Below are 11,962 nucleotides of genomic sequence, written 5' to 3'. Positions count from 1 at the left end.
GTGCAGCCGCCCCCACCCCTCCGTCAGACCGGAGCGGCGAACACCACGAGATTGTCCCGGTAGCGGCCGATCGCCGTGTCGTACTCGCCGCCGCAGGTCACGAGGATCAGCTCCTCCTCGAGGGTCGCGCCGAACACGCGGGCGGTGGGGAACGCGGCCTTGGCGTGGGACTCGACCGCCGTCACCCGGTAGCGGTGGTCGGAGCCGTCCACTCCGCTCACCGCGATCTCGTCGCCCGGGGCGAGCTCGCCGAGGCGGAAGAAGACGGCGGGACCGGACCGTGAGTCGACGTGTGCGGCGATCACGGTGCGGCCGCTCCCGCCCGGGCGCCCGCCTTCCGAGAACCAGCCGACGTCGTCGTAGTCCACCGGCACCTCCATGGCGCCGTCCGACTGGATGCCCAGGGCGATCAGCGGCTCGTCCAGGCCCATCGCGGGCACGCTCAGCCGGGCGGGCTCGACGCCGACGGTGGGCGTGGGCGCGGCGGCGGCGGGCACGGGGGCGGGGGCTGGAGGCGCGGCGGAGGCGGCGCTCGCGGGCAGCTCACCGGAGGGAGCCGTGGCGACGTCGGCCCGCGGCCCCGCCCCTGCCGTCCGGTCCGCGGCGGCGCACCCCCCGAGGAGCAGCACGGCGCACAGTGCCGCCGCGCCGCTCCTCGACCGGGTGCCCACGATCAGGAGGCGGTGCGCCGGCGGGCGATGACGACTCCGGCCGCGCCGAGGGCGGCGACGGCTCCGAGGCCGGCCACCGCGGCGAGACCGGACGAGCCCGTGGCGTCGCTCCCAGCGGCGGTCGCGCCGCCACCGGTCTGGAGGCCGCCGACCGGCACCTGCGAGAGCTGGCCGCGGACGACGCCCGCCGCGTACGAGGCCGTGTGCGAGTCGCCCGCGAAGGCGGCGGGATCGGCCTCGAGCGCCTTCAGCGTGAATCCGGCGCCGGTGTCGGCCCCGTTCGCCTGGATGCCCGTGGTGAAGGGGCCCTGCAGGCAGCCGCTGCTGGTGCGGGGGCCGTCGCCGACCGGCGCGGGGTTCGGGAACGCGATGCGCGGCGGGCCCGCCTTGCCCAGCGCCGCCTGGTGGATGTGCGTCGCGGTCTTCGCGGGGCTCTGGTAATCGCCGGTCACGCCGGTGAGGGTGATGTCGTAGCAGATCACGTCGAGGTCGCTGTTGACCCGGAAGGTCATCTCGCCCGCGGCGCCGGGCTGGCCCGGGGTCGCAGCGGAGTCGGCGTTCACGACCTGGTCGGGCGTCGCCATCACCGTGAAGGCGCTGGTGAAGGAGGACGGCTCGGCGACCTCGGTCTCGGCCTGGGCCGGCGCGGCGGCGAAGAAGGAGGCGGCCGCGACGGCGGTGATGCCGCCGAGGGAGAGCAGGCGGCGGCCGGCGCGGTTCCGCGCGGGGGACGTCTTCGTCATGGTGGAGCCTTTCGTTCGCGAGCGCCGATCGGGCCCGATGCAGGGGGTACGGCCGGGAGCGGCGCTGCGTTCACTCCATCTGAGAAGATCTTCACGGAGACGGTCCTCGCCTCCGATGAACGCTGCTGCCGCCGCGGCCGTACCCCCTTCCGACGGACCACCGGTCCCGACGAGGAGGCGGTGTGGCGCGGACGGCGACGGCACGACGAGACGAAGGGCCCGCGATGCCGCGCGAGCACTCGGAGGTCCCGGCTCCCGTGGTGCGCCTCGAACCCCGGAGGGCGGAGTTCGACCCGGCCGCCGCCTTCGACGAGCACGGGTCCGCGCTGCTCGGCTTCGCGCTCAACGCCCTGCGCGACCGCGGCCTCGCCGAGGACTGCGTGCAGGAGACGTTCCTGCGCGCCTGGCGCTCGCGGGCGAGCTACTCCGCTGAGCGCGCCAGTACCCGCACCTGGCTCTTCGCCATCGCCCGCAACGTCGTCATCGACGTGCACCGCTCGCGTCAGCGCCTTCCGCGCCTGGTCGAGGCCGAGGTGCTGGAGGAGGTGCCCGCGGAGGACCGCGACCCCCTCGAGCCGCTCGCGATGGCCGAGGCGCTCGCGCGGCTCTCCGCCGAGCACCGGCAGGTCGTCGTCGCCGTCCACCTGCACGGCGAGACGTACGCCGAGCTGTCGGCCGCCACGAGCGTGCCGGTCGCGACGCTGCGCAGCCGGGCCTTCTACGCTCTCCGAGCGCTCCGCGGTCACCTCGCGGGCGCCGGACCCACCGATGAGGAGAGACCGTGACCGACCGAGACCAGCCAGGCGGCCGCCGCGAGGAGCTCCTCGCCGCGGCCCTCGCCGGCGACCTCTCCGCCGAGGAGGCGCGCGAGTTCGAGCTCCTGCGCGCCGCCGACCCCTCGATCGACCGCGAGCTCGCGTCGTTCGGCGCGGTGGTCGACCGGCTCGGCGCGCTGGGCCGCTGGGAGGAGGCGGAGCCTTCGCCCGAGCTGCGGTCGCGCGTCGCCGCGCTCGCCGGGGAGCGGCCCGAGCGCGCCCCGGGCCTCCGCGCCCTGCGCCTCCGTGCCGTGCTCGCCGTCGCGGCGGCGGCCTCGCTCCTCGTCGTGGGCGGCGTCGCCGGAGCGGCCCTGCGGTCCGCCGACGAGCGCCCCGTCGCGGGTCCGCCCGGGACGCTCGGCGCCGTCGAGGCGATCGCCTTCGACGAGCGGACGGCCGGCGTGACGCTCGACGGCTCGCTGGTCGCGCACACCTGGGGCACCGAGACGATCCTCCGCGGGACCGGCTTCGCCCTCGGCGAGAGCTACGACCTCGTGCTGATCACCGGCTCCGGTGAGCGGCTCCCGTCCGGCTCCTTCCTCGGCAGCTCCGCGGAGCTCGACTGCGAGATGAACGCGGCCGTCCTGCGCGAGTCCGTCGCCGCCGTCGAGATCATCGACGCCGGCGGAGCGCTCGTCGCCATGGCCGCCCTCCCCGCCGTCACCTGAGAGCCGGCGGCCCGGGCTCCCGGCGCGGCTTCAGCTCGCTGACGAGCGTGCCCGCGACGATGAACCCCGCCCCGAGCAGGGCGAGCGCGGGGAGGCGGTCGCCGGCGAGGCGGCCGATCAGGCCGGCCCAGACCGGTTCCGCGGAGTAGATGATCGTGGCGCGCGACGGCGAGACCGAGCGCTGAGCCCAGTTCATCGTCAGCTGGATCAGGCAGCTGCTCGCCCCGAGCGCGAGCGCGGCGATCAGCCAGACCCACGAGAACGCCGGGACCGCCTCGCCCGCGAGCGGCATCGAGGCGAACCCGAGCGCGCCGGCGACCAGCAGCTGCACCACGGTCACCCGGCCGAGGTCCACGCGTCCGGCGACGAGGCCGATCAGGATGATCTCCGCCGCGATCGGCAGCGTGCTCACGATCGTCGCCACCTCGCCCGCTCCGAGCGCGACGCCCGGCTGCGGGCCCGCGATCAGGAGCAGCCCGACGAACGCCAGCGCGACGCCCACCAGCGTCAGCGCGCCCGGGCGGCGCCGGAACACGACCCACTGCAGCAGCGGCACCAGCGGCACGTACAGCGCCGTGAGGAACGCGGAGGTGCTGCTCGTGATCGTCTGCAGTCCGAAGGTCTGCAGGCCGTAGCCCGCGAAGATCATCACCCCGATCGCGACGCCGGCGGCGAGGTCGATCCGCCGCATCCCGCGGAGCGACCGGTGGAACACGGCGGCGCTGATCAGCCCCGCGGTCGCGAACCGCATCCCGACGAAGAACAGCGGTCCGCTGTGCTCCATCGCGACGTGCACCGCGAGGAAGGTCCCTCCCCAGATCGCGGTGATGCCGATGAGGGCCCACTCCGGCCGCGTGAAGCGGATCGACCGGAACCGCGGGATCTGGACCATGCCGCACATCCTCTCGCGGACCGGCGTCTCCCGATGGCCGCCGCCCGCCTCAGGCACGCGAGCGCACCACCGATCCCGGCCCGGCGGCGCGGTCGGCGGTCACCCTCCGGCAGGAGAAGGAGAGGCGCGGCGCCTCAGTGCAGTGCCAGCGACACCGCGAGCACCACCATCACGACCGCCACGGCCGCGTCGAGGATGCGCCAGGCCCCGCGGCTCCGGAACAGCGGCCGCAGCGCCCGCGCTCCGAAGCCGAGAGCGGTGAACCATACAACGCTCCCGGCCGCCGCCCCCGCCCCGAACCACCAGCGCTCGTCGCCGTGCGTGTTCGCGACCGACCCCAGCAGCACGACCGTGTCGAGGTAGACGTGCGGGTTGAGCAGCGTGAGCGCCAGGCACGTGCCGATCGCCGTGCGGAGCGAGGTCGAGGCGCCGGCATGATCGCCGTCGAGCGTCCCCGGCCGCAGTGCGCGCCTCGCCGCCATCACCGCGTAGGCGAGGAGGAAGACGATGCCGCCCCAGCGGATCACCACCAGCAGCCACGGCGCCGACTCCAGGACCGCCCCGATCCCCGCGATCCCGAGCACGATCAGTGCGGCGTCGCACAGAGCGCAGATCGCGACGACGGCGGGCACGTGCTCGCGGCGGAGGCCCTGGCGGAGCACGAAGGCGTTCTGCGCGCCGATCGCGATGATGAGCGAGAGGCCGAAGCCGAGGCCGGAGAGGGCGGCGAGGAGGGGGGACACGCTCCGACGGTAGGGCGGCGCGCTCCTGTAGACCAGCTCATGCTCCTTCAGTACCGTAAGCGGCACTGATGCTGACCGATGATCTCGACCTCTCCCGCCTGCGCGCGCTCGCCGCCTCCGTCCGGCACGGCTCCTTCGACGCCGCCGCCCGCGCCCTGCACATCACCCCCTCCGCCCTCAGTCAGCGGATCAAGGCGCTCGAGACCGCCGCCGGCCGCGTCCTGCTGGTGCGCTCGCGCCCCGTCGTCGCGACGGAGGCCGGTGCCGGGCTCCTCCGCCTCGCCCGCCAGATCGAGCTGCTCGCCGACGACGCGGTCCGCTCCCTCGGCGGCGAGGACGCGGCGGGGGCGGGCCCGGTCGTCCTCCCGCTCGCCGTCAACGCCGACTCCCTCGCCACCTGGGTGCTGCCCGCGCTCGCCTCCGTCCCCGACGTCGTGGTGGAGCTGCACCGCGAGGACCAGGCGCACACCACCGCGTTCCTCCGCGACGGCACCGTGCTGGCGGCCGTCACCGGCGAGTCGGAGGCGGTGCTCGGCTGCACCGTCGCGCCCCTCGGAGTGATGCGATACCGCGCGATGGCCGCGCCCGCGTTCGCCGAGCGCTGGTTCCCGGACGGCGGCACGGCCGGCCTCGGCACCGCCGCCCTCGCCACTGCCCTCGCCACGGCTCCGCTGGTCGTCTTCGACGAGAAGGACCGCCTGCAGGACGACTTCCTCCGGGCCGCCGGCGTCGACGGCAGCCCGCCGCAGCACCGCGTCCCCGGGTCGACCGACTTCGAGCGCGCCGTGCGCCTGGGCATGGGGTGGGGGATGCTGCCCGAGCTGCAGGCCCCGGTCGGCGGCGAGGGGCTGGTCGAGCTGGGCGGCGACCCCGTCGACGTTCCCCTCTACTGGCAGCAGTGGGCCCTGCACACGCCCGCCCTCGACGCGGTCGCCGCGGCCGTCTCCGCCGCCGCGCGCGCCGCGCTCCGCTGACCAGCGCCAGCGGGGAGGCGCTCAGACGGCGAAGACGTCGCGGAGGGTCACCGTCTCGAGCGAGCGCTCGCGGAGGATGTCGACGAGCCGCGCGTAGACCTGCGTCACCGGATCGACGTTCGCGTGCCCGATCACGATGTGCTGGGGGAGGAACCACTGGTCCGCGAAGCCGACCACCTGCTCCGGCGTGATCCGCCCCGAGTCCGAGAGCGAGCCGTACCAGAGCACCGTCGCCGTGTAGCCGATCTCCGCCGCGGCGGCTCGGCTCCGCTCGTCCGTGTAGCCGAACGGCGGACGGTAGAAGGGCGCCGCCTCCACTCCGTAGGTCGAGCGGATGAAGTCGCCGTTGCGGCTCAGCTCCTCCTGCACGCCGTCGCTCGAGAGGCTCGTCAGGTCGGCGTGCGACCAGGTGTGGTTCGCGAGCTGCACCTGCCCCGAGGCGACGAGCGGAGCCAGCAGCGGCGCGTTCTCGGTCCACGAGTCGTACTTCCCGTTGAGGAAGAAGGTCAGCCGGGTGCCGGTGTCCCGGGCGAACTGCGCGTAGGCGGCGACCACGTCCGAGTCGGCGCCGTCGTCGACGGTCCAGGCGAGCAGGCTCCCCTCGCCGGGCAGCTCCGAGATCGTGCCTGTCGGCAGCGGCGCCTTCGCCCGCACCGGAGTCGCCGCGGCGGTGGTGGTCGGCACAGGGCGGGGAGGGGGCGGGACGGCCGTCGGAGTGGCGGACGGCAGCAGCGCCGGCGCCGTGCTCGGCGGGAGCGCCGCGGGAGCGGGCCGGGCGGGCGCGCAGCCCGTCAGCGCGACCGCCGAGGAGGCGATCCCCAGCAGCAGCGCGCGTCGCCTCAACCGGTCCACGGGCCCCCCTCGCATGCTCCGACCCCCGGAGCGTTCTCGCGACCGTAGCGGTCACCGCGAGCGGGGGGCAATGCCGCGCCCGGCGCCCGGGCGCCCGTGGCGCTCCCCGGCTGTTGCGGCCGCCGCCCGGGTCGCGTAACCTAGCGAAGTTGCGTGCATCTGCGCGCGCTTGCGTGCTGCCCACCGGGCAGGAGCCCCGGCTCCGGCCGGACAGGCGGGCGGTGCGCCGACAAGTGACCTTGGGTGGGTCGGGCGGGGCCTCGTGCCGCGCGTGATCCACGGTAACCACACATGGAGGAAACCATGGCAGCAGTCTGCCAGGTGACCGGAGCCGTCCCCGGCTTCGGGCACGCCATCTCGCACTCGCACCGGCGCACCAAGCGCCGCTTCGACCCGAACGTGCAGAAGAAGACGTACTACGTGCCGTCGCTTCGCCGTAACGTCACCCTGACCCTCTCGGCCAAGGGCATCAAGGTCATCGACGCCCGTGGCATCGAGTCCGTCGTCAAGGATGTTCTCGCTCGCGGGGTGAAGATCTAATGGCCAAGCAGCAGGACGTCCGTCCGATCATCAAGCTCCGTTCGACGGCCGGCACCGGTTACACCTACGTGACCAAGAAGAACCGCCGCAACGACCCCGACCGTCTCGTGCTCAAGAAGTACGACCCCGTAGTGCGCAAGCACGTCGACTTCCGCGAGGAGCGCTAAGTATGGCCAAGAAGAGCAAGATCGCCCGCAACGAGCAGCGCAAGGTGATCGTCGACCGCTACGCCGCCAAGCGCCTCGAGCTGAAGAAGGCCCTCGTCGACCCGGCCGGGACCGACGAGACCCGTGAGGCCGCCCGCGTCGGCCTCCAGAAGCTCCCCCGCAACGCCTCGCCCGTCCGCGTCCGCTCGCGCGACGCCGTCGACGGCCGCCCCCGCGGCAACCTCACGAAGTTCGGCATCTCGCGTGTCCGCTTCCGTGACATGGCGCACCGCGGCGAGCTGCCCGGCATCACCAAGTCCAGCTGGTGACCGAGCGCCGCTAGCAGCGTGAACCGCCGGAGGCCCGTGATCGAAGGATCACGGGCCTTCGTCGTCCGCCCCGCCGGCGGACGTAAAATGTGCGGATGACCGACTCCAGCCTGCCCACCGTCGCCGAGATCGCGGCGCTCATCGACCACGCGATCCTGAAGCCCGAGCTCACCCGCGCCGACGTCGACGCCCAGCTCGACGAGGCGCGCGCGTCCGGCGTGTTCAGCGTCTGCGTCCGCCCCTCCGACATCGCCCACTCGGTCGCCCGGCTCGAGGGCTCCGGCGTCCTGGTCGGCACGGTCATCGGCTTCCCCCACGGCACCACCTCCACTGCGGCGAAGGTCGCGGAGTCGCGTCAGGCGCTCGCCGACGGTGCGTCCGAGCTCGACATGGTCGTCAACATCGGGCGCCTCCGCAGCGGCCTGCTCCAGGACGTCGAGGACGACGTCCGCGCCGTGGTCGAGGCCGCCGACGGCCACGTCGTCAAGGTCATCCTCGAGACGAGCCTCCTCGACGACGAGCAGGTCGTCGAGGGCAGCCGGGCGGCCGAGCGCGCCGGAGCGGACTTCGTCAAGACCGCCACGGGCTTCGCGGGCGGCGGAGCGAACGAGCACGACCTCCGCCTCATGCGCGGCGCCGTCTCCGAGGCCGTCCAGGTGAAGGCGTCCGGCGGCGTGCGCGACCTCGACACGCTCCTCGCCTACCGCGGCCTCGGCGTCACCCGCTTCGGCACCAGCGGCTCCGCGACCATCCTCGGCGACCTCGCCGCGCGGCACTCGGGCGACTCCTCCGCGGCACGTGTCGACTCCGCCTCCTACTGACGGAGCGGCGGACGAGGGCCGAACCGCCCCGGCCGACCGGATGACGCCCGTGCGCCTGCGCCCGGGCCGCGCCGGCCGGTGGGCGGAGCGGACCCGCCGCCCCCTCGACGAGATCGCCCGGGCCCTCAAGGAGCGCGTCTACGCGACCTTCACGGGCCTGGCCGTGGTGATGATCTACCTCGTCGGCGACCACCCCGACGCGGCCCACGCCCTCCAGAGCCTCGTGATCTCGATCGTCGGGATCTCGGCAGCGGGCTTCGTCGCCGAGGTGATCGCGCACCAGGTCGTGCACGCCGCGACGCCCTCGCGGGCCGAGGCGCGCACGATGCTGCGGATCGCGGGCGGGGCGCTCGCCTCGGCGTCACTGCCGGTCCTCGCTCTCGGGGCCGCGGCGCTGGGCTGGATCGACGCGACGGTCGCGCTGCGGATCGGCGCGGGCGTCTACATCGCCACGCTCGCCGGGATCGCCCTCATCGCCGTCGTGCGCGCGGGCCTCTCCTGGAAGGAGAGCCTCGTCTCGCTGCTCGGGATCGTGGGTCTCGGCGTGCTGGTCGTCGGCGTGCTCGCCCTCGCGCACTGAGCGGGAGTCGCGCCGCGCGTAGGCTCGGACGGATGACGTCACGCACCAGGGTCGAGCTCGGCCGCCGCGAGGACCTCGGCGCCGACTGCGCGAACTGCTTCGGCCTGTGCTGCGTCGCCCTCGCCTTCGCCCGCTCCGCCGACTTCCCCTTCGACAAGCGCGCCGGGGACCCGTGCGTCAACCTCGACGGCGAGGACGCCTGCACGATCCACCGCCGGCTCCGGCCGCAGGGCTTCGTCGGCTGCACCGTCTTCGACTGCTTCGGCGCCGGCCAGAAGGTCTCGCAGCAGACGTTCGGCGGCGTCTCCTGGCGGTCGGATCCGGCGGTGCGCGAGCGGATGTTCGCGGTGTTCCCGCTGATGCGCCGGCTGCACGAGCTGCTCTGGTACCTCGACTCCGCGCTGGCGCTGCCCGGGGTCGGCGCGCCGCTCCTCGAGGAGCTGCGCGTGCGGTTCGACGCGGTGCACGCGCACACCCTCGGCGAGCCGGAGCAGGTGGTCGCGGTCGACGTCGACGCGGAGTACGGAGCGTCCCGGCCGCTCCTGATCGCGGCGAGCGCGGCCGCTCGTGCAGGAACGGCTCCACCGGCCCGCCGGTCGAGGGGGCGACGGCTCGCTCCGGGCGCCGACCTGGCGGGCGCGGCGCTCCGGGACGCGGATCTCCGGGGAGCGGATCTGCGTGGAGCGCTCCTCCTCGCCGCGGACCTCCGGGGTGCGGATCTGCAGCGGTGCGACCTGCTCGGAGTGGACCTGCGCGACGCGGACGTGTCCGGAGCCCGGCTCGCCGAGGCGGTCTACCTCACCCAGGCGCAGGTGAACAGCGCCCGAGGGGATGCGGCGACCACGCTGCCGTCGCACTTCGAGCGGCCGTCGCACTGGGGCGCCTGAGCCGGGAGCGCGGTCTAGAGGCTGCGGGGGCCGCCCAGCGACTCGTCGCCGCCCTCGTCGTCGAGACCGAGCGCCTCGATCACCTCGCGGCCGAGGAGGTGGGCGCCGCTCCAGCCCTCGATGACGCACCGGGGGAACGCCTCGCGGTCGGGGGAGTCGAGCCACGCGGCCGCGGCCTCGCGGGCCCACGCCTCCGAGGCGTAGACGCCGATGATCTCGGTGCGGTCGTCCCAGGGCGTCGCGGTCGAGAGCACGAAGTGGTCACCGTTCACGATCGGATCTCCTCCGGCTCTCGGGCTTCAGCGACCCCGTGGGAGTGCGGGACCGGACCGGACGCCGCCCGCAGGCGGGGCAGCGCGTCTCCGGGGCCGACACGAGCGCGGATGAAGGCTACGGGAACATCGAGCGCGGCGCGATCATTCGATGGTCCCACGCAGACGGGCGTTCAGCCCACCCAGAGCGCTCGCGATCTCGTTCTCGTCGCTTCCGGGGAGGAGGGCGCCGCCCTGCTCGAGCCCGTGGCGCAGTGCCTCGACCTCCTCAGCGGGGAGGCCGCCGCTGTCGAGGAGGGCCTGGAGGGCGGCGAGGATGCCGACGAGGGCGACGGCGTCGTCCAGGTCGAGGGGACGGACGCAGGACTTCTCCATGTCATCGCTCCTGTTCGGGTCAGGGGGGTCGGGGTTCGGGGGCGGGACCCGGGTTCGGGAGGGGCGCCGGGGGACGCCTCGGGAGTCGGCGCAGGGTCGCCGACACGCCGACGCCCCGGTGCCGTTCGGCCCGGGGCGTCGGTGCGGGGGAACGGATCAGACGACGCGCGGGTCGGACTCCTGGGTGTCGTCCTCGGGGATGTGGACGTCCTGGACGGTCACGTTGATCTCGGCGACCTCCATGCCGGCGATGTGCTGGATCGCGTCGGCGACGGCGGAGCGCACGTCCTCGGCGACCTTCTGCAGCGGCGCGGGGTACTCGGCGACGATGGTCACGTCGGCGGCGACCTGGCGCTCGCCGACCTCGACCTTGACGCCCTGGCCGCGGTCGTCGTTGCCGATCGCGTTGCGGATGGCGCCGATCGCGCGGGCCGCTCCTCCGCCGAGCGCGTGGACGCCTGGGACCTCGCGTGCGGCGATGCCGGCGACCTTGGCGATGACGCCGTCCTCGATCACGGTGCGTCCGGTTCCGGTGCTGGTCTGACGGGTGGTGGTCGCGGTGGTCTCGGCCACGGTCTCCTCTTTCGCTCGGGGCCCGATCGCTCGATCAGGCGGGATACGCAGGTAGGACGCTCCGTCGACGCCGAACGTCACGGTCGGATCCGGCCCGCCCAGGCAACTGCCAGAGAGGCGGGCCGGGCCGGACCGGTCCTCTCAGGAACGCGGTCCACTCACCGCGATTCGCCCTCGGCCCGGTGCTGTGGTGGCATGGAGCCGTGACCGACGCGACCGCCCCGCAGGCGCCCCTCCCCGACCGGACGGCCGCGCGCGTGCGGCCGCGCACCCTGTTCGTCCTGGCCCTGATCGGGGCGGTCGGCGGGACCCTGTCGGGTGCGTTCGGCGTCGGCGGCGGGATCGTGATGGTGCCGATGCTGATCGCCTGGGCCGGGATGGACCAGCGCCGCGCCTCCGCCACCTCGCTGCTCGCGATCGCCCCGACCTCGGTCGCCGGGGCCTTCGGCTACGCCCTCGCCGGCCAGGTCGCCTGGATCCCGGCGGCGGTGATCGCGGCCGCGGCGATGCTCGGGGCGGTGGCCGGATCCTGGCTGCTCGCGCGGCTGCCCCTGGGCGTCCTGCGCTGGATGTTCGTGGCGCTGCTCGTGGCCGCGGCGGTCCGCATGGCCGTGTTCGGCTCGAACGACACCGGCGACGTCGCCGAGGGCTGGGGCGTCTGGCCCGGGTTCGCGGGGCTCGGCATCGGGATGGGCGTCGCCTCCGGCCTCTTCGGCATCGGCGGCGGAGCGATCGCCGTGCCGGTCCTGGTCGGCGCCTTCGGGCTCGCGGACCTCCTGGCCAAGGGCACCTCGCTCGCCGCGATGATCCCCACGGCGGTCACCGGCTCGATCGCGAACGCGCGGCGCGGGCTGCTCGACGTGCGGGCGGGCCTGGTGGTCGGGCTCACCGCCACGGCGTTCTCCTTCGCCGGAGTCGCGCTCTCCTTCCTCCTGCCGGCGCGCGTGTCCGGGATCCTCTTCGCGGTCCTCCTCCTGCTCGCGGCGGTGCAGCTCGCCCTCCGCGGGCGGCGCCGCTGAGCCCTGCACGACTGCACGGAGCCTCCCGCCCGGGCGCGGCGCCGCAGGCCGCCCGGACGCCG

The 11,962-nt window shown here is 74.5% G+C and carries 18 protein-coding genes; 10 read left to right on the top strand and 8 right to left on the bottom strand.

The features are described 5' to 3' along the window. Positions 1 to 23 precede the first annotated feature (23 nt). Both GSU45_RS14200 and GSU45_RS14195 read right to left on the bottom strand, forming a co-directional pair. The gene (locus GSU45_RS14200; protein WP_244248127.1) at positions 24 to 497 is read right to left on the bottom strand and encodes a class F sortase; all 474 of its coding nucleotides are present in this window, start codon (positions 495 to 497) and stop codon (positions 24 to 26) included. 176 nt (positions 498 to 673) lie between these two features. Next, positions 674 to 1,414 (bottom strand): CHRD domain-containing protein, encoded by a 741-nt coding sequence (locus GSU45_RS14195; RefSeq protein ID WP_159915838.1) that lies wholly within the window; start codon positions 1,412 to 1,414, stop codon positions 674 to 676. A 224-nt stretch (positions 1,415 to 1,638) separates the two neighbouring features. Here GSU45_RS14195 and GSU45_RS14190 point away from each other — a divergent pair, with 224 nt between their 5' ends. Further along, positions 1,639 to 2,199: a sigma-70 family RNA polymerase sigma factor gene (locus tag GSU45_RS14190; protein ID WP_159915836.1), complete on the top strand. Its 561-nt coding sequence runs from the start codon at positions 1,639 to 1,641 to the stop codon at positions 2,197 to 2,199. Beyond that, entirely contained in the window at positions 2,196 to 2,897 is a 702-nt protein-coding gene (locus GSU45_RS14185; protein WP_159915834.1) for a hypothetical protein, read from the top strand. The genes GSU45_RS14190 and GSU45_RS14185 overlap by 4 nt, the downstream gene beginning before the upstream one ends. Here GSU45_RS14185 and GSU45_RS14180 read toward each other — a convergent pair. Continuing rightward, the gene (locus GSU45_RS14180) at positions 2,890 to 3,789 is read right to left on the bottom strand and encodes a DMT family transporter (protein WP_208543440.1); all 900 of its coding nucleotides are present in this window, start codon (positions 3,787 to 3,789) and stop codon (positions 2,890 to 2,892) included. The two genes, GSU45_RS14185 and GSU45_RS14180, sit on opposite strands and share 8 nt — an antisense overlap. A gap of 134 nt (positions 3,790 to 3,923) precedes the next feature. Then, positions 3,924 to 4,532, bottom strand: a complete 609-nt coding sequence (locus GSU45_RS14175; protein WP_159915832.1) for a LysE/ArgO family amino acid transporter — start codon at positions 4,530 to 4,532, stop codon at positions 3,924 to 3,926. Between the two features lie 68 nt (positions 4,533 to 4,600). Here GSU45_RS14175 and GSU45_RS14170 point away from each other — a divergent pair, with 68 nt between their 5' ends. Further along, complete coding sequence (locus GSU45_RS14170) at positions 4,601 to 5,506, top strand: ArgP/LysG family DNA-binding transcriptional regulator (RefSeq protein ID WP_159915830.1); 906 nt, start codon at positions 4,601 to 4,603, stop codon at positions 5,504 to 5,506. Between the two features lie 21 nt (positions 5,507 to 5,527). Here the strand turns inward: GSU45_RS14170 and GSU45_RS17410 are convergent, their stop codons facing one another. Next, complete coding sequence (locus GSU45_RS17410; protein ID WP_208543439.1) at positions 5,528 to 6,358, bottom strand: polysaccharide deacetylase family protein; 831 nt, start codon at positions 6,356 to 6,358, stop codon at positions 5,528 to 5,530. Positions 6,359 to 6,661: 303 nt separating this feature from the next. Between GSU45_RS17410 and rpmB the strand changes: the two genes are divergently transcribed. From rpmB to GSU45_RS14135, 6 genes are all read left to right on the top strand, one after another. Further along, a complete protein-coding gene (gene rpmB, locus GSU45_RS14160) occupies positions 6,662 to 6,898 on the top strand; it encodes a 50S ribosomal protein L28 (RefSeq protein ID WP_056038148.1) in 237 nt (78 codons plus the stop codon). Continuing rightward, positions 6,898 to 7,065, top strand: a complete 168-nt coding sequence (gene rpmG / locus GSU45_RS14155; protein ID WP_027692168.1) for a 50S ribosomal protein L33 — start codon at positions 6,898 to 6,900, stop codon at positions 7,063 to 7,065. Before rpmB ends, rpmG begins: the two co-directional genes overlap by 1 nt. 2 nt (positions 7,066 to 7,067) lie before the next feature. Continuing rightward, on the top strand, positions 7,068 to 7,373 hold the full coding sequence (rpsN, locus tag GSU45_RS14150; RefSeq protein WP_104225107.1) for a 30S ribosomal protein S14: 306 nt from the start codon (positions 7,068 to 7,070) through the stop codon (positions 7,371 to 7,373). Between the two features lie 95 nt (positions 7,374 to 7,468). Further along, entirely contained in the window at positions 7,469 to 8,194 is a 726-nt protein-coding gene (gene deoC, locus GSU45_RS14145; RefSeq protein WP_208543438.1) for a deoxyribose-phosphate aldolase, read from the top strand. 49 nt (positions 8,195 to 8,243) lie between these two features. Further along, positions 8,244 to 8,774 (top strand): hypothetical protein, encoded by a 531-nt coding sequence (locus GSU45_RS14140; RefSeq protein ID WP_159915828.1) that lies wholly within the window; start codon positions 8,244 to 8,246, stop codon positions 8,772 to 8,774. 32 nt (positions 8,775 to 8,806) lie between these two features. After that, the gene (locus tag GSU45_RS14135; RefSeq protein WP_159915826.1) at positions 8,807 to 9,661 is read left to right on the top strand and encodes a pentapeptide repeat-containing protein; all 855 of its coding nucleotides are present in this window, start codon (positions 8,807 to 8,809) and stop codon (positions 9,659 to 9,661) included. Between the two features lie 14 nt (positions 9,662 to 9,675). Here the strand turns inward: GSU45_RS14135 and GSU45_RS14130 are convergent, their stop codons facing one another. The 3 genes from GSU45_RS14130 to GSU45_RS14120 all read right to left on the bottom strand — a co-directional run bounded on the left by GSU45_RS14130 (position 9,676) and on the right by GSU45_RS14120 (position 10,881). Continuing rightward, the gene (locus tag GSU45_RS14130) at positions 9,676 to 9,933 is read right to left on the bottom strand and encodes a hypothetical protein (protein WP_159915824.1); all 258 of its coding nucleotides are present in this window, start codon (positions 9,931 to 9,933) and stop codon (positions 9,676 to 9,678) included. A gap of 144 nt (positions 9,934 to 10,077) precedes the next feature. Further along, a complete protein-coding gene (locus GSU45_RS14125; RefSeq protein WP_159915822.1) occupies positions 10,078 to 10,308 on the bottom strand; it encodes a hypothetical protein in 231 nt (76 codons plus the stop codon). A 156-nt stretch (positions 10,309 to 10,464) separates the two neighbouring features. Then, the gene (locus GSU45_RS14120) at positions 10,465 to 10,881 is read right to left on the bottom strand and encodes an Asp23/Gls24 family envelope stress response protein (protein ID WP_159915820.1); all 417 of its coding nucleotides are present in this window, start codon (positions 10,879 to 10,881) and stop codon (positions 10,465 to 10,467) included. Between the two features lie 203 nt (positions 10,882 to 11,084). Here GSU45_RS14120 and GSU45_RS14115 point away from each other — a divergent pair, with 203 nt between their 5' ends. Next, complete coding sequence (locus GSU45_RS14115; RefSeq protein WP_159915818.1) at positions 11,085 to 11,900, top strand: sulfite exporter TauE/SafE family protein; 816 nt, start codon at positions 11,085 to 11,087, stop codon at positions 11,898 to 11,900. Positions 11,901 to 11,962 lie beyond the last annotated feature (62 nt).

It is taken from the genome of Rathayibacter sp. VKM Ac-2801 (assembly GCF_009834245.1).
Lineage (GTDB): Bacteria > Actinomycetota > Actinomycetes > Actinomycetales > Microbacteriaceae > Rathayibacter.
Note: the sequence above shows the minus strand (reverse complement) of the source record. Positions and strands in the feature narration are given on the sequence as shown.

What these genes read in the sequence shown, in the direction of transcription:
- GSU45_RS14180 (WP_208543440.1), bottom strand. Translation starts at nt 3,789, where the DNA reads ATGGTCCAGATCCCGCGGTTCCGGTCGATCCGCTTCACGCGGCCGGAG.
- rpsN (WP_104225107.1), top strand. Translation starts at nt 7,068, where the DNA reads ATGGCCAAGAAGAGCAAGATCGCCCGCAACGAGCAGCGCAAGGTGATC.
- deoC (WP_208543438.1), top strand. Translation starts at nt 7,469, where the DNA reads ATGACCGACTCCAGCCTGCCCACCGTCGCCGAGATCGCGGCGCTCATC.
- GSU45_RS14135 (WP_159915826.1), top strand. Translation starts at nt 8,807, where the DNA reads ATGACGTCACGCACCAGGGTCGAGCTCGGCCGCCGCGAGGACCTCGGC.
- rpmG (WP_027692168.1), top strand. Translation starts at nt 6,898, where the DNA reads ATGGCCAAGCAGCAGGACGTCCGTCCGATCATCAAGCTCCGTTCGACG.
- GSU45_RS14195 (WP_159915838.1), bottom strand. Translation starts at nt 1,414, where the DNA reads ATGACGAAGACGTCCCCCGCGCGGAACCGCGCCGGCCGCCGCCTGCTC.
- rpmB (WP_056038148.1), top strand. Translation starts at nt 6,662, where the DNA reads ATGGCAGCAGTCTGCCAGGTGACCGGAGCCGTCCCCGGCTTCGGGCAC.
- GSU45_RS14190 (WP_159915836.1), top strand. Translation starts at nt 1,639, where the DNA reads ATGCCGCGCGAGCACTCGGAGGTCCCGGCTCCCGTGGTGCGCCTCGAA.
- GSU45_RS14170 (WP_159915830.1), top strand. Translation starts at nt 4,601, where the DNA reads ATGCTGACCGATGATCTCGACCTCTCCCGCCTGCGCGCGCTCGCCGCC.
- GSU45_RS14125 (WP_159915822.1), bottom strand. Translation starts at nt 10,308, where the DNA reads ATGGAGAAGTCCTGCGTCCGTCCCCTCGACCTGGACGACGCCGTCGCC.